This window comes from Escherichia sp. WS1451 (assembly GCF_046487365.1).
Taxonomy (GTDB): domain Bacteria; phylum Pseudomonadota; class Gammaproteobacteria; order Enterobacterales; family Enterobacteriaceae; genus Escherichia; species Escherichia coli.
This window is the reverse complement of the sequence record NZ_JBJQJP010000008.1, coordinates 75,792-90,933: the sequence shown is the minus strand read 5'-3', so window position 1 is coordinate 90,933 and position 15,142 is coordinate 75,792. Positions and strand designations below refer to the sequence as shown.

General features: G+C 53.7%; 15 protein-coding genes. 3 read left to right on the top strand and 12 right to left on the bottom strand.

Going from position 1 to position 15,142, the window contains the following annotated elements; translation table 11 throughout:
- Positions 1–27: 27 nt before the first annotated feature.
- The 12 genes from hyfJ to ACJHX7_RS12450 form a co-directional block, all read right to left on the bottom strand.
- The gene (gene hyfJ, locus ACJHX7_RS12505) at positions 28–441 is read right to left on the bottom strand and encodes a hydrogenase 4 assembly chaperone HyfJ (RefSeq protein WP_094029973.1); all 414 of its coding nucleotides are present in this window, start codon (positions 439–441) and stop codon (positions 28–30) included.
- On the bottom strand, positions 434–1,192 hold the full coding sequence (gene hyfI, locus ACJHX7_RS12500; RefSeq protein WP_000075547.1) for a hydrogenase 4 catalytic subunit HyfI: 759 nt from the start codon (positions 1,190–1,192) through the stop codon (positions 434–436). The genes hyfJ and hyfI overlap by 8 nt, the downstream gene beginning before the upstream one ends.
- Before the next feature lie 2 nt (positions 1,193–1,194).
- On the bottom strand, positions 1,195–1,734 hold the full coding sequence (hyfH, locus tag ACJHX7_RS12495) for a hydrogenase 4 subunit H (RefSeq protein WP_094029974.1): 540 nt from the start codon (positions 1,732–1,734) through the stop codon (positions 1,195–1,197).
- Positions 1,735–1,743: 9 nt separating this feature from the next.
- Positions 1,744–3,459: a hydrogenase 4 catalytic subunit HyfG gene (gene hyfG, locus ACJHX7_RS12490; RefSeq protein ID WP_001102312.1), complete on the bottom strand. Its 1,716-nt coding sequence runs from the start codon at positions 3,457–3,459 to the stop codon at positions 1,744–1,746.
- Positions 3,449–5,029, bottom strand: coding sequence for a hydrogenase 4 subunit F (gene hyfF, locus ACJHX7_RS12485; RefSeq protein WP_077516465.1), 1,581 nt, complete (start codon positions 5,027–5,029; stop codon positions 3,449–3,451). Before hyfF ends, hyfG begins: the two co-directional genes overlap by 11 nt.
- A 4-nt stretch (positions 5,030–5,033) precedes the next feature.
- Positions 5,034–5,684: a hydrogenase 4 membrane subunit gene (hyfE, locus tag ACJHX7_RS12480; protein WP_000148001.1), complete on the bottom strand. Its 651-nt coding sequence runs from the start codon at positions 5,682–5,684 to the stop codon at positions 5,034–5,036.
- An 11-nt stretch (positions 5,685–5,695) separates the two neighbouring features.
- Positions 5,696–7,135, bottom strand: a complete 1,440-nt coding sequence (gene hyfD, locus ACJHX7_RS12475; protein WP_410231624.1) for a hydrogenase 4 subunit HyfD — start codon at positions 7,133–7,135, stop codon at positions 5,696–5,698.
- Positions 7,136–7,151: 16 nt separating this feature from the next.
- Entirely contained in the window at positions 7,152–8,099 is a 948-nt protein-coding gene (gene hyfC / locus ACJHX7_RS12470) for a hydrogenase 4 subunit HyfC (protein WP_001361594.1), read from the bottom strand.
- Positions 8,100–8,109: 10 nt separating this feature from the next.
- Positions 8,110–10,128 (bottom strand): hydrogenase 4 subunit B, encoded by a 2,019-nt coding sequence (gene hyfB / locus ACJHX7_RS12465; RefSeq protein WP_094029975.1) that lies wholly within the window; start codon positions 10,126–10,128, stop codon positions 8,110–8,112.
- A complete protein-coding gene (gene hyfA, locus ACJHX7_RS12460) occupies positions 10,128–10,745 on the bottom strand; it encodes a hydrogenase 4 subunit HyfA (protein ID WP_094029976.1) in 618 nt (205 codons plus the stop codon). The genes hyfB and hyfA overlap by 1 nt, the downstream gene beginning before the upstream one ends.
- Before the next feature lie 252 nt (positions 10,746–10,997).
- Complete coding sequence (bcp, locus tag ACJHX7_RS12455; RefSeq protein WP_001068682.1) at positions 10,998–11,468, bottom strand: thioredoxin-dependent thiol peroxidase; 471 nt, start codon at positions 11,466–11,468, stop codon at positions 10,998–11,000.
- Positions 11,468–12,040 (bottom strand): glycine cleavage system transcriptional repressor, encoded by a 573-nt coding sequence (locus tag ACJHX7_RS12450; RefSeq protein ID WP_000176187.1) that lies wholly within the window; start codon positions 12,038–12,040, stop codon positions 11,468–11,470. Before ACJHX7_RS12450 ends, bcp begins: the two co-directional genes overlap by 1 nt.
- A gap of 145 nt (positions 12,041–12,185) precedes the next feature.
- Between ACJHX7_RS12450 and dapA the strand changes: the two genes are divergently transcribed.
- The 3 genes from dapA to purC all read left to right on the top strand — a co-directional run bounded on the left by dapA (position 12,186) and on the right by purC (position 15,041).
- On the top strand, positions 12,186–13,064 hold the full coding sequence (gene dapA, locus ACJHX7_RS12445; protein WP_001295469.1) for a 4-hydroxy-tetrahydrodipicolinate synthase: 879 nt from the start codon (positions 12,186–12,188) through the stop codon (positions 13,062–13,064).
- Positions 13,065–13,080: 16 nt separating this feature from the next.
- A complete protein-coding gene (gene bamC / locus ACJHX7_RS12440; protein ID WP_075862032.1) occupies positions 13,081–14,115 on the top strand; it encodes an outer membrane protein assembly factor BamC in 1,035 nt (344 codons plus the stop codon).
- A gap of 212 nt (positions 14,116–14,327) precedes the next feature.
- Positions 14,328–15,041, top strand: coding sequence for a phosphoribosylaminoimidazolesuccinocarboxamide synthase (gene purC, locus ACJHX7_RS12435; RefSeq protein ID WP_001295467.1), 714 nt, complete (start codon positions 14,328–14,330; stop codon positions 15,039–15,041).
- Positions 15,042–15,142 lie beyond the last annotated feature (101 nt).

The window sequence follows — 15,142 nt, the reverse complement described above, 5'->3', positions numbered from 1 at the left end:
ACAGTCCTTATTAATGAGAAATCCTTCTCACGCAATTTTTCTGGCCATCAGATAGATGGCCGGTTCCTGCACAATTTCATCCAACAGATGAATGAATTGAATGCTACGCGCCTGCCACGCCGACGTCGCGTCATCTGCCAGTGGCGCGAATGCCCGGGTCAACAGGGCGGTGTGGCTGGCGTCAATAACAATCTCACCAAAGGTCATCACCCCCAGCATCTTACGTCGGGCTTGCTCCTCTTCGACCTGTGCAAGCCAATCTTCGTATTCCGTCTGTGGGCAGCAGAAGGCGACATTCAGACAATCAATCACGCCAACGTGATGACCGATAGCCAACGAGTAATACATTACCTGGGAGCTGTGTTCCGGCATCTCGTCGCTACTGGCGATAAATTTTTTTCGCAGCGTCCAGAAAACAATTTCCCCGCACTCCTCAGCCATGTAACCCCCGGAGAACGCGAAAGAGTTGCTGAACGATACTATTGAGACGCGGATCGTCGGCTTCGCGCAACCAGGTGTTAACCCGATTTCCTGTAGGATCGTCGCTTAAATGGCGCAGGAGTCGATCGCAAATTTCTCGCCCTTGACGATAGCCCGCCAACCGCCTCGCTTCTCGCTCAATGGCGATACGCTGTGATGGCGGGATCTGCGGCCACAGCGGTTGCATGGTCACCCCGGTGGGATCGCGATAATCCACCGCGTGAATCTTCTGTTGCAGCAAACCGAGCGCCACGGCGAAACCGTGAATGGTGGCGGCCGGTGTTGGCGGGCAGCCGGGGATCCAAACATCAATGGGGACAATGGTGTCGCTACCGCCCCAGACGCTGTAAAGATCGTGGAAAATACCGCCGCCGACACCGCACGCGCCGTAGGAAACACAAATTTTATGATCGGGGGCAGATTCATACGCCCGAAGTGCAGGCATACGCATCGCCCGGGTGACTGCGCCAGTAAATAACAAAATATCGGCGTGACGCGGTGATGAAACAACCTTAATGCCAAAACGTTCTGCGTCGAATACTGGTGTGATGGCGGCAAAAATTTCGATTTCGCAGGCGTTGCAGCCGCCGCAATCGACGCGATAAACGTAGGCCGAGCGACGGATATCCTGTAGCAAATGCTGCTTCATCTTTTGCGTTTGCTCGTCCAGCGTAATGGGCTGGCTGACATGTTGCGTAAGCACTGGACTCATAGCTACTCCTTAGCCACCAGCGGTTCATCTGTGTCGTCGTTGATCAGCGTCGCGCGTTGTTTGCATTCCGGGCAGACGCTCGCTTGCGCCCGTAACATTTCGCGGTTTTGTGGTGCATTTTGTTGCTGTGCCAACAGTTCTGCAGCCAGTGCGACGGTTTTTTGCGGGGCAAACGGGCGTTCGCAACGGCTGCAACGTTGTAGATGGAACGTCGCGCGGGTATAGAGATCGGCTTTATTGGTGACGGTCAGTTCAAAGTTATTGGTAAGCTGAATGGCTCTGGTCGGGCACACTTCTTCACAACGTCCGCAGTAAATACAACGCCCCAGATAGAGCTGCCAGGTGCGCGTATTTTGCTGGTCGTCGGTCTGGATAGTCAGCGCATTTGCCGGACAAGCACAGGCGCAGGCACCGCAGGCAATACATTGGCTGGGCATCAGGTCCGGTTTCCCGCGAAAGCCTGGGCTGACCTCCAGTGGCGCGAAGGGATATTTCACCGTCGCGGTTCCGGCGCGCATAATAGTTTTCAGTAACTTCAGCATTTTCTGTCCTTACTTCAGCGGCGAACGGTTACGATCAATGCCGTAGCGTTCGATCTCTTTATACGGCACGGTTTTTGACTGGCGCTTGCGCACATCAACCAGCGTCACACGGTCGGTACAGGAGTAACAGGGATCAAGGCTACCGATAATCAGCGGTGCGTCAGAAACGGTATTGCCGCGCAGCATGTAACGCAGCACTGGCCAGTTGGCGTAGGTGGCGGCACGACAGCGCCAGCGGAACAATTTTTGGTTATCACCGAGCATGCTCCAGTGCACGTCTTCACCGCGTGGCGCTTCAACAAAGCCCAGCGCGAATGCGTGAGGTTTATAGCTAAAGCCTTCGGTCAGCAGTGGGGTATCCGGCATGTTGTCGAGGGCAAATTCCAGCATTGCCAGCGAATCAAACGTCTCTTTGACACGGACCATCACGCGGGAGAAGACATCGCCGCCGGTAAAGGTAAACAGCGTTTTGGGAATATTGCCGTAGTCGGCGTAGGGGTGATCAAAGCGCAAATCACGGGCAAAGCCACTGCCGCGGATCAGCGGCCCTACGGGGCTATAATCACGGGCGATTTGTCGGTCGAGAATGCCAATGCCCTGAGTGCGTTGTTCCATATTCGGCGTGGCAAGCAGCATCTCTACCAGCTCCGACACGTCGGCGCGCATCTCGCGCACCAGTTTCAGCGTTTGCAGACGTTGCTCTTTGAGAATATCGCGGCGAACACCACCAATCAGATTCAGACCGTAGGTTTTACGCGACCCGGTCAGCAATTCCGCCATCGTCATCGACTTTTCCCGCACGCGGAAAAATTGCATAAAGCCGGTATCAAAACCAACAAAATGGCAGGAGAGGCCAAGGTTGAGCAAATGACTATGCAGCCGTTCGACTTCCAGCAGAATCGAGCGAATAGTATGCGCTCGTTGCGGCACCTCAATCCCCAGTGCATTTTCAACCGAGTTGGTATAGGCCACACTGTGGGCAAAACCGCAAATCCCACACACGCGGTCCGACAAGAAGGTCACTTCGTTGTAGCCCATCCGCGTTTCTGCCAGTTTCTCCATGCCGCGATGGACATAAAACAGGCGGTAATCAGCATCGACAATTTGCTCGCCATCCACAAACAAGCGGAAGTGACCTGGTTCATCGGAGGTGATATGCAGCGGGCCGACAGGGATCACCCGCGCATCGCTGTTGCCCTCGTTGATAAACGGATACGTTTCGGTATCAGTCGTCGGTTCTGGGCGCAGTCGATAATCCATCGCGTCTTTGCGCAGCGGATGCATATCTTCCGGCCAGTCATCGGGCAACACCAGCCGACGCTGATCCGGCAGGCCAACCGGAATCAGCCCGTACATATCGCGAATTTCTCGCTCGCCCCAGACCGCGGCAGGGACGCGCGGTGTGACTGACGGAAACTCCCGACTGTCGGCATCGACCAGTGCCTTCACCACGATCCAGCATTTTTCGGCCCCTTCCATAGAAAGGGCATAATAAACCGCGTAATGACCGTTAAGTGTCCGCTCGTCGTTGCCAAACAGGACTGGAAGCCAGCCATCATGTTGATAATAAAGATAATGCACAACGTCAGGCAGCAGATTGATTTTCACCGTAATGGTGACCTGTTCAGGCGTTTGTCGCTCTTCATCCAGCACCGCGCCGGGGAACTGCGTTTTCAGGGCGGCGAGAATCGCTTCGCCACGATTTGACGATGAATTAACGTTCACTGTGTTTCTCCGAAACAGATGCGGTGCCTGAAGGCAAAAAATCATGCCAGGTGCTACGTTGTGCAGGCAGGTCGTGCGTCCCTGAGAGGACTATAGTGGAAGCGCCTGCCAGGATCCTGATGACAGGTTGTGGAATATGCGTTCCCATCGCCAGCATCATGACCAGCAGAATCACCATTGGCGAGGTGGTCAACCAGCCAAGTTCACCCCGGTTAACGGCCTGCGGCGGTTTCGCCATTAACACCCGCGCAGCCATCCGTACCAGGCCCGCCAGCACCAGCGTTAACAGCAATAACAGCAGGACGATAAGCAGCAGATGATTACGCGCCAGCCCTGCGGTAACGGTCATAAATTCGCTAAGAAAAATGTTGAAGGGCGGCATCCCGGCCAGCGCCAGCGCACCGCCGCCAAACAGCACGGCGGTAAATGGCATGATTTTGAGCATTCCGCAGACGACGTTGAGATCGCGCGTGCCGTACTTGAGCAGTACATTGCCGGAACCGCAGAACAGCAGCGTTTTTGCCAGACTGTGGTTTAAGGTGTGCAGCAGCGCGGCAAAAATTCCCAGCGGCCCGCCAATGCCTAGCGCCACCGCGACCAGTCCCATGTTCTCCACGCTGGAGTACGCCAGCAGACGCTTAATGTCCCGCTGTACCAGAATGAAAAATGCCGCCACGGCAACCGACAACATGCCGAAGATGAGCAACAACCGGTTGGGGAAATCGCTGCCGATGGCCTGGCAAATAATGATGTAATAGCGAATCAGCACCAACAGCGCGCAGTTCAGCAATACGGCGGAGAGCAGGGCGCTGACCGGACTCGGCGCTTCACTGTGAGCATCCGGCAGCCAGGCGTGCATGGGAAATAGCCCGGTTTTGGTGCCAAAGCCAATTAGCACAAACACAAAGGCCAACAGCATTAATGTTGGGTCAAGCAAGGACGATTGCTTAAGAACCTCGCTCCAGAATATCGCCATTTCTGCCTGCGGCATAACGCTGGCGGCGTTGGCGTATACCAGCACGGTACCGAACAGACCAAAAGCGACACCAACAGTACAAATAATGATGTACTTCCATGCAGCTTCCAGCGATGAACGCTGACCGTAAATGCCTACCAGAAACGCCGAGCTTAAGGTGGTGGCTTCGATCGCCGCCCACATCACAATCAGGTTATTGCTGGTAACAACCAGCAGCATGGTGAACAAAAACAGATGGAAGAAACCGTAGTAATCGCACAGCGTAACGGGTGAAAGCTCGCCGTGTGCCACTTCATGACGCATGTAGCCAATCGAGTAAACACCGGTGAGAAAGCCAATCACACCAAGAATGGCGAGGAACAAACCGCCCAGACCATCAATATGAAGCCACAGTCCCGCAGCGAATATTTCTCCCGCATCAGCGGCAGTTTGGACCACCCACAGTGTCAGAATCAGCAGCAGTGTGATCCCTAAGCTATGTAGTACTGTCACCGTGCGAGTCGCAGAGTGTCCCCATTTCCGGCAGGCAAAACAGAGCAGCGAAAAAAGCAGCGGCGTGAGCAGGAGTAAAGCGAACATCACAGAATAACTCATCTCATTATCCCTTCAGCGCGGTCAAGTTGTTCACGTCCAGCGTGCCGTGGGTACGCCATATTTTTCTTGCCAGTAACACCATCACAATGACGGCGAAGATGGCGTCGGTAGCGATACCAATTTCCACCAGTTCCGGTGCACGCCAGGCAAGAAGCGCCAGCACCAGATGGGAGCCGTTTTCCATCAGGCAGTAACCAAAAATTTGCCGCAGGATATTGCGCTGGCTGACAATGCACAGCAGGCCAAGCAGAAAATGACCTAACGCCACCGCCAGCGCCGGTTTCAGCCCGGTAGCCATCGGTAGCTTCACGGGCTGAACGACAAATGCGCAAAGCAGGACAATTAATGCCGCGAGCAATGCCATCATAGCCGGACCGAATAACGCTTTTTCCGGGATGTTCTGGGGAATATTTCGTGCAGCGTAAATCATGATTAACGGTACCAGCAGCACTTTGGTGATAAAGGCGCTGGCGGACCAGATCAGCAGTTGCTCTGCGACGAACAGGCACGAGAGGGTGGCGAAAATAGACACCAGCACCAGCGACTGGCAGGCGTAAAATCCGCATGACAGGCGATAGCTTTTGACGCTAATCACAAACAGCGATGTCAGCATCATCAGTCCCGCCAGATTATTTACGATCATAGAACCGGTCATTCATCATCTCCTTACTGCAACCAGGTCGCGGCGATTACGCTGGAAATCAGCGACATCACAATCAGTACAATCAACACCAGGCGCATTGATCCTGGCAGCGGTGCGGCATCGGCGACGGCCTCGCTCGGTTTGCCAGGCACGACGCGACCAAACCAGCGAATAAACCAGGCGAAACTGGCGACCGATTCAAACATCAGCAGAATCATGGCGGGCAGCAGGATCCAGTACTCCACTGACAACGAAAAACCGGCGGCAAACAGCGGGAATTTACTGAAGAAGCCGTTGAACGGCGGTACGCCAGTAATCGCCAGCGCGGCTACGCAGAAACCCACGCCTGGCAACGGCAGGGTGTGCAATACGCCACGCAGACGCGGCAACAAGCGCGTGCCGCAGCTGTAACTCAGCGCACCTGCTACAAGGAAAAATAGGCTTTTAGCGAACGCGTTGTTGACGATGTAGGCGATGCTGCCCTCCAGCGCCAGCCGCGAGCCGAAGATGGAGAGCGACAAGCCGAAAAACATCCAGCCAAGTTGAGTGATGGTCGACCAGGCCAGCAACCGCTTCATATCCTGCTGTGGCAAATACATCAGGAAGCCGTAAAGAATGGTGACCAGTGCCATGACCATGCCAACGCCGCCAATCACATGCGGGATATTGCCGCCGTCGATAATGGCGCGGGCAAAAATGTAAACGCCCACTTTCACCATCGATGCGGCGTGGAGATAGGCGCTGATCGGTGTTGGCGCTTCCATTGCATCCGGTAGCCACGCTTGCATCGGTAGCTGGGCCGATTTTCCCCACGCGGCAAACAGGATGCCGCCATAAACCAGATAACGTGCGTCGCCGTGTAACTCGCTCATCGCGCTAAGCGCAAACGTTCCGGTCTGCAAAAACAGCGTGGCGGCGGCAAGATACAACCCCAGCGAACCGATATGAGTGATAAGTAACGCTTTTAGTGCTGAACGCTGCGCTTTATCGCTCTGGTAATAACTGATCAACGCCCAGGAGCAGCCGCCCGTAATTTCAAAAAACAACAACTGACCGAGCAGCGTCGAGGAGAGTACCAGTCCCGCCATCGCGCCGATAAACACCAGTAAAAATGCGTAATAACGATTCGTGCCGTTATGCGGGTGTTCGCGATTTTTATCCGTCAGATAACCCGTGGAGTAGATCGTGACCAGCAAACCGAGGAACACCACCACAAACAGAATCAGCGTACTCACGCGATCAATGACCAGGCCAAACAACGCCACATCCCCCACGTTGACCAACGTCAACGTGACGGCAACTTTATCGGCCTGATAAAACGCGGAGATCAGCGACAACATGCACAGCGTGGTCAGCGCGGCGAACAAAATCCCCCATTCGGCGGCCCGACGTTGTGGCGAAAACGAAACGACCAGTGCGCCGATAAAAGGCAGCAATAACGTCGTCAGAGCAAGATTTTCCATATTCCGTCAGTGCTCCTTACAGACCGGTTAACCAGAAGACCCAGGCAAGCGCAGCAAGGCTGAAGCCAAGCCAGGTCACATGGTGAATGAGTAAAAAACGCCCGCGTGCCAGCGTGTTTTCTGCGATAGAGGCCAGAACAAAAATCAGCAAAACCTTGAGCAGCGTAACGACAAGTGAAGTCAGCAGGCAGGTGAGAGAAAGCTCTTGCGCGCGCCCAAAGGGCAGAAACAGGGCCACAAACAGTGATGCCATCACGACCTGTTTCAGCCCCAGCCCCAACTTCGCCAGCGCCAGCCCGGCACCGGAATATTCGGTCAGCGGGCCTTCCTGTAATTCCTGTTCTGCTTCAGCAACATCAAAGGGAATTTTTCCCATCTCAATGAAGCAGGCAAAACCACAGGCCAGTAACGCCAGTACGGTGGTTAGCGGCGAGTTCCAGCCCGTCGCCAGCGTCTTGCTGATCATCTCGATATGCGTGGAATCCGCTATCAGCGCCAATACCAGCAGTGAGAGAATGAGCATGGGTTCGACCAGAATGCCGAGCGTTAACTCGCGACTGGCACCGATTCCCGCAAAGGGGCTTCCGGTATCCAGCCCGGAAAGAGCAAAGAAAAAACGAAATAGGGCAAGAAGATAGATAAGGGTGATCAGATCGCCGCCGCCCGCAAAAGGGGAAACAGTAATAAATAGTGGTAGGGCCATCGCCAGCACCAGCATGCTGCTGATTAATACCCACGGCATCAGGCGGAACATCAGACCTGAAGATGTCGGCGCAACTTCCTGGCGTTTAAACAGTTTGTGGATATCGCGATAATCCTGCCAGATCCCCGGTCCGCGACGGGAGTGCATACGCGCGCGTATCTGCCGGGAAATCCCCGTAAAAAGCGGGGTTAGCGCCAGCAGAATCACGGCCTGTGCTAACGCAAAAATGATCAGATATCCGTCGCAAAGAGTTTGTCTCATGGTGATTTCCTTAGACGGCAATAGCGATTAGCAGCACAACCAGTGCGGCGACCACATACAGGCAATAGAGACGAAAGTCGCCGCTTTGCAGATGCTGTATTTCTTTGGCCAGCCGTTGGGTGGCGCTCACGATGGGGCGGATCACCCGCTCATCCCAGAAGGGTTCTGTGCTCTGAGCCCTGGCGGTGACGTGCGCAAGACCTTTGTTCAGCCTCAGCGTAGGGTCGAGCTGTTGTCGTAGACGAAATAGCGCACAAAAGACCACACGCAGCGGCTGCATCACGCCATTGCCTGACGGGGCCATCGCATTATCCCAGCCGTAGCCGCATGCCCAGGCATCTCCTGTGCGACGAAACGCTGCGCGGCGCGAACGACACCACAGCCAGTAAAGGCCAGGCAGCAAAGGCATCGCCAGTAGTAACAGCAACAGTAATGAGGGAGTGACCCGTGTATGAAACGTGCCGGGTACAAGTGCTATTCCGCTGGCGACAGTGACGGGAGGGGTATTGGTAAACGCATGGGCAATGTGCATTATCTTCGGTGCCAGCCAACTGGCACTAAGCGCAATGAATACGCAGAGTGCCGCGAGCAGTAGCATGGCGACGATCATCGTATTTGGCACGTCCTGTGCCTCTTCAGCGTGTGTACTGCGCGGCGCACCACAGAAAGTAATGCCGTACATTTTGACGAAGCACATTACTGCCAGCCCACCAGTGACTGCCAGCATCACCATAGCAATAGGACCCGCAAGTTGTAGCGCTACGGCTTCCACACGACTTAGTGAGAACAGCGACTGCCAGGTGTACCATTCGCTGATAAAACCATTCAGCGGAGGAATGGCTGATATCGCGAGGCAACCAATCAGGCATGCTGCGGCTGTCCACGGCATCCGTTTCGCCAGTGCCCCCATTTTTTCCATGTCGTGGGTATGCAAACGCGAAATAATTGCGCCCGCGCCGAGAAACAGCAGCCCTTTGAACAGCGCATGGTTGAGCAGATGAAACAGCGCGCCGAGCAGTCCAACAACGGTGAGCAGCGGGTCGTGCAGTGACAGACCGACCATCGCCACACCGACCGCCAGCAAAATAATGCCGACATTTTCGACGGTACTCCAGGCCAGCAGCCGTTTGATATCCTGTTCCGCCAGCGCATACAGCACGCCCAGGAGCGCGGAGATTGCGCCGAACGCCATCACCAGAATGCCCCACCACAGCGGCAAACCCGTTTGCGCCAGCAGATCCATCGCTACTTTCAGGATGCCGAAAATACCGATTTTGACCATTACGCCAGACATCAACGCCGAAGCGTGCGATGGTGCGGCAGGGTGAGCGCGTGGCAACCAGCTGTGCAACGGCATCATCCCGGCTTTCGCGCCAAAACCGAAGAAGGCCAGCAGGAACACCGCCGACGCCAGCCCCGGAGAAAGTGAAAGCGTGCGGAAACTGGCAAAATCGAGGCTGCCGCTTTCGCGCCCCATCAGCAAGAAGGCGATCATAATCAGCACCGATCCGGCGTGGGCGATAAAAAAGTAGAGCATGCCAGCGTTGATCGACGTTTTATCCTGCTTGGCAATGACCAGAAACCAGGAAGACAGCGACATCATTTCAAACAGCACGATGAACCAAAAAGCGTTGTCCATCACCAGCAGGGCAACCATCGATGCGATGAAAATATTCATAAAGAAGCCCATCGCCGCCGCGCCTTTACCCTCGTATTCGCGCATATAAGTCAATGAATAGAGCGAACAAACCACCACCAGCAAGGAGATAACCAGCACCATAAATGCCGAGAGGCTATCCATTCGCAGGGTTAAATCGGCAAATTCAAAAGGTGTGGCAAAACGGGCGACTAAAGTTACGCCTGCATGTAATTGCGTAATTCCGCTGATGATGCCAATCACGCCGCCCACCAGCGATGTGATGCCGGAAAGCTTAATAGCCAGTCTGTCCAGACCGAGTAAAAACAGCGAAGCCAGACTGGCAAACAGATAGGGGATCAGCGACCAGGTTAATAATTGCAGGGCATCCATTAGCGTTGCTCCTGAGTGAGGGAAAGGGGATTCTCCCCGCCATTGGCAAACCAGCTTGCGGCAAGGCGCTGTTTTTCTTTCATCTGACGTTGCAGGCTATCGTCGGTGATCAGCCGTAACGCCTGATTCGGACAAGCGCGAACGCAGGCCGGACCTTCTGGCAAGAAATCACACAGGTCGCATTTCACCGCGACGGTCTGGACACCCGGTTCCCAGCGCAGCAAAGCATGTTGGGTCGACACGTTTTCTTCGCCGTCTTTGAGTGAGCCCTCAGCCTGAAAAACATATTGCGCAGGGGCATTCACCGGACGGCTTCCTGAAGCGCTGATTGCGCCAAATGGGCAGACCACGGCGCAAAGCTTGCAACCAATACAAAGGCTTTCGTTGAGTTGGATCGCATCATCCCTCTGGGAGATGGCATTGACCGGGCAGACCTGCAGGCAAGGGGCTTCCTCACAGTGATGACACACGACAGGGGCAGTGAGTGTTGACGTCTTCGCCAGGGCCAGGCGCGGGTGTTGCTGTAAACCTTGCGTTTTATGCACGTCCGAACAGGCAGCGAGACAGGTATTACATCCTGTACACCACAGTGGTTCGGCCACCACAAAGCGGTTCATGTCGGCTCCTTGAAAATGATATGAAACATTGCATTTCATATTGCATAAAGGATGCCAGTCTGATTAATTTAATATATTCAATGAGTTATGTGTTAACTGGATTCTGAACGGTACAAAAATGATGGTCATTAACGTTCAGCAATAAATAGATTCGACACCCGTGTCGCAGGGGAAAGCGAGAATGTGATCTTGATCACGAGAAGTGAGGTGTGCTGACCGCAAGCGCAGCCAGCACGGAATGGAGCAAAGTAATCAGGCGTGTTCTTTCAGCCAGTTCAGCACAACGTCGTGGTGATTGCTGGTTTTGAAATCGTCAAAAACATGTTCGATTTTGCCATCAGCGTCAATCAGGAAGCTGATGCGATGAATACCATCGTAGGTTTTGCCCATGAAGGACTTTTCACCCCAGACGCCGAATTGTTCGCACACCTGGTGGTCCTCATCAGACAGGAGCGTAAAGTTAAGCAGCTCTTTTTCCGCAAAACGGGAGAGTTTTTCGGGTTTATCGGTGCTGATACCCAGCACATCAACGCCCGCTTTTTTCAACTCATCCATGTTATCGCGTAAGCCGCAGGCCTGTACGGTACAGCCGGGGGTCATGGCTTTCGGGTAGAAATAAACCAGAACACGCTGTCCCTGGAAGTCGGTCAAATTAACTTGTTCTCCGTCTTGATCCGGCAAGCTAAATTTCGGTGCGATATCACCGGCTTTCAGTGGATTCATTACTTAACTCCATCCTGTTCATCATGTTGGGAATAATTGACGACGTTAATACTGCCTTGTGCATTGAGTTCTGTACATAGGGCTTTGAACGCTTGCTCAATATTTGCTGCGTCCGCAGATGCGGGGCTGTGGGCGGTTATCTGAATATGCAACTGCGCAGCCCGTTCATTTTCAGCAGGTTGCGTGCGTGACACCAGCTCCGCAATGTTCATATGATGCGCGTCGAAAAGTGCTGTGAAGCGTTCAATTAAATGCGGGGAGTCTGCCACATCGACCTGAACCCAGACAGATGCTGGCATTGGCGGACGCGGACGCGCCGTCGTGCGCTTCATCACGATTAAAAGATCCAGTTCGGCACCTTTCAACGGTAACGTTGATTCAATCAGAGTAATGGCATTCCATGAACCGGAAAGCAGCATGATAAACGTGAACTCTTCTCCCAGCATCGCCAGGCGACTGTCTTCAATATTACAGCCGCAACTACTGACATGACGGGTGATGGTGTTCACTATTCCAGGGCGATCGGCACCCAACGCAGTGATCACCAGATAATGTTGCGATGACAGTGTCAAACTGGTTATTCCTTCAAGGGGTGAGTTGTTCTTAAGGAAAGCATAAAAAAAACATGCATACAACAATCAGAACGGTTCTGTCTGCTTGCTTTTAATGCCATACCAAACGTACCATTGAGACACTTGTTTGCACAGAGGATGGCCCATGTTCACGGGAAGTATTGTCGCGATTGTTACTCCGATGGATGAAAAAGGTAATGTCTGTCGGGCTAGCTTGAAAAAACTGATTGATTATCATGTCGCCAGCGGTACTTCGGCGATCGTTTCTGTTGGCACCACTGGCGAGTCCGCTACCTTAAATCATGACGAACATGCTGATGTGGTGATGATGACGCTGGAGCTGGCTGACGGGCGCATTCCGGTGATTGCCGGGACCGGTGCTAACGCTACTGCGGAAGCCATTAGCCTGACGCAGCGCTTCAATGACAGCGGTATCGTCGGCTGCCTGACGGTAACCCCTTACTACAATCGTCCGTCGCAAGAAGGTTTGTATCAGCATTTCAAAGCCATCGCTGAACATACTGACCTGCCGCAAATTCTGTATAATGTGCCGTCCCGTACTGGCTGCGATCTGCTCCCGGAAACGGTGGGCCGTCTGGCGAAAGTAAAAAATATTATCGGAATCAAAGAGGCAACAGGGAACTTAACGCGTGTAAACCAGATCAAAGAGCTGGTTTCAGATGATTTTGTTCTGCTGAGCGGCGATGATGCGAGCGCGCTGGACTTCATGCAATTAGGCGGTCATGGGGTTATTTCCGTTACGGCTAACGTCGCAGCGCGTGATATGGCCCAGATGTGCAAACTGGCAGCAGAAGGGCATTTTGCCGAGGCACGCGTTATTAATCAGCGTCTGATGCCATTACACAACAAACTATTTGTCGAACCCAATCCAATCCCGGTGAAATGGGCATGTAAGGAACTGGGTCTTGTGGCGACCGATACGCTGCGCCTGCCAATGACACCTATCACCGACAGTGGTCGTGAGACGGTCAGAGCGGCGCTTAAGCATGCCGGTTTGCTGTAAAGTTTAGGGAGATTTGATGGCTTACTCTGTTCAAAAGTCGCGCCTGGCAAAGGTTGCGGGTGTTTCGCTTGTTTTATTACTCGCTGCCTGTAGTTCTGACTCACGCTATAAGCGTCAGGTCAGTGGTGATGAAGCCTACCTGGAAGCGGCACCGCTTGCGGAGCTTCATGCCCCGGCTGGAATGATTTTGCCGGTGACCTCCGGTGATTATGCAATCCCGGTGACCAACGGTAGTGGTGCTGTCGGTAAGGCGCTGGACATTCGTCCACCAGCCCAGCCGCTGGCACTGGTTTCTGGCGCGCGTACCCAGTTCACGGGCGATACCGCTTCATTGCTGGTGGAAAATGGTCGTGGCAATACTCTGTGGCCGCAGGTGGTTAGCGTGCTGCAGGCGAAAAACTACACCATCACCCAACGTGATGATGCTGGTCAGACACTGACCACCGATTGGGTACAATGGAACCGTCTGGACGAAGACGAGCAGTATCGTGGTCGTTATCAAATCTCTGTTAAGCCGCAGGGTTATCAGCAGGCGGTTACGGTTAAACTGCTGAACCTGGAACAGGCGGGCAAACCGGTTGCAGACGCGGCTTCCATGCAGCGTTACAGCACGGAGATGATGAACGTTATTTCCGCCGGTCTGGATAAATCTGCCACTGACGCCGCGAACGCTGCGCAAAATCGTGCCTCCACCACTATGGACGTACAAAGTGCAGCTGATGACACCGGTTTACCAATGCTGGTCGTACGCGGGCCGTTCAATGTGGTTTGGCAACGTCTGCCAGCTGCGCTGGAAAAAGTGGGCATGAAAGTGACCGACAGCACCCGTTCGCAGGGCAACATGGCCGTAACTTACAAGCCGCTGTCTGACAGCGAATGGCACGAACTGGGCGCGAGCGATCCAGGTCTGGCATCCGGTGACTATAAACTGCAGGTTGGCGATTTAGATAACCGCAGCAGCCTACAGTTCATCGATCCGAAAGGTCATACTCTGACTCAGAGTCAGAATGACGCGCTGGTATCTGTCTTCCAGGCTGCGTTTAGCAAGTAAAAATACAGGGCTGGAGTCATCCGGCCCTTTTTTCTGATATGATACGCAAACGTGTGCGTCGGCAGAAAAACGCGATTTTAGCGGTAATTCGCACGAAATTTGTTTGTCGGACGTAGGTCGGATAAGGCGTTCACGCCGCATCCGACAAAACATCCGGCACACCAGACAGCAATAGATTTTAAAACGTTAATTCACACCCAGGAGTGATAAAGATGCAAAAGCAAGCTGAGTTGTATCGTGGTAAAGCGAAAACCGTATACAGCACGGAAAACCCGGACCTGTTGGTGCTCGAATTCCGCAATGATACGTCAGCAGGGGATGGCGCGCGCATTGAGCAGTTTGATCGCAAAGGTATGGTGAACAACAAGTTCAACTACTTCATTATGAGCAAACTGGCTGAAGCGGGTATCCCGACTCAAATGGAGCGTCTGCTCTCCGATACCGAATGTCTGGTGAAAAAGCTGGATATGGTGCCGGTTGAGTGTGTCGTGCGTAACCGTGCTGCTGGCTCTCTGGTGAAACGTCTTGGAATCGAAGAAGGTATTGAGCTGAACCCGCCACTGTTCGATCTGTTCCTGAAAAACGACGCCATGCACGATCCGATGGTCAACGAATCTTACTGCGAAACCTTTGGCTGGGTGAGCAAAGAGAACCTGGCGCGTATGAAAGAGCTGACCTACAAAGCGAACGACGTGCTGAAAAAACTGTTCGATGATGCTGGTCTCATTCTGGTCGACTTCAAGCTGGAGTTTGGTCTGTACAAAGGTGAAGTGGTACTGGGCGATGAGTTCTCCCCGGACGGCAGCCGCTTGTGGGACAAAGAAACGCTGGAGAAAATGGACAAAGACCGTTTCCGCCAGAGCCTCGGTGGCCTGATCGAGGCCTATGAAGCCGTCGCCCGCCGCCTGGGTGTACAGCTGGACTGATTTTTCTGTTCATCATCTTGCCGTGCAGCTGGCACGGCAAGACAACCGCTCTCATAAGATGAGTATTGAACGCTCATTCCTCCGCCATTTCATCCCGCTTT

Coding starts and splice junctions, on each gene's coding strand:
- hyfD (WP_410231624.1), bottom strand. CDS start 7,135: ATGGAAAATCTTGCTCTGACGACGTTATTGCTGCCTTTTATCGGCGCA.
- hyfA (WP_094029976.1), bottom strand. CDS start 10,745: ATGAACCGCTTTGTGGTGGCCGAACCACTGTGGTGTACAGGATGTAAT.
- hyfF (WP_077516465.1), bottom strand. CDS start 5,029: ATGAGTTATTCTGTGATGTTCGCTTTACTCCTGCTCACGCCGCTGCTT.
- purC (WP_001295467.1), top strand. CDS start 14,328: ATGCAAAAGCAAGCTGAGTTGTATCGTGGTAAAGCGAAAACCGTATAC.
- hyfH (WP_094029974.1), bottom strand. CDS start 1,734: ATGCTGAAGTTACTGAAAACTATTATGCGCGCCGGAACCGCGACGGTG.
- hyfE (WP_000148001.1), bottom strand. CDS start 5,684: ATGACCGGTTCTATGATCGTAAATAATCTGGCGGGACTGATGATGCTG.
- dapA (WP_001295469.1), top strand. CDS start 12,186: ATGTTCACGGGAAGTATTGTCGCGATTGTTACTCCGATGGATGAAAAA.
- bamC (WP_075862032.1), top strand. CDS start 13,081: ATGGCTTACTCTGTTCAAAAGTCGCGCCTGGCAAAGGTTGCGGGTGTT.
- hyfC (WP_001361594.1), bottom strand. CDS start 8,099: ATGAGACAAACTCTTTGCGACGGATATCTGATCATTTTTGCGTTAGCA.
- hyfB (WP_094029975.1), bottom strand. CDS start 10,128: ATGGATGCCCTGCAATTATTAACCTGGTCGCTGATCCCCTATCTGTTT.
- bcp (WP_001068682.1), bottom strand. CDS start 11,468: ATGAATCCACTGAAAGCCGGTGATATCGCACCGAAATTTAGCTTGCCG.
- hyfI (WP_000075547.1), bottom strand. CDS start 1,192: ATGAGTCCAGTGCTTACGCAACATGTCAGCCAGCCCATTACGCTGGAC.
- hyfJ (WP_094029973.1), bottom strand. CDS start 441: ATGGCTGAGGAGTGCGGGGAAATTGTTTTCTGGACGCTGCGAAAAAAA.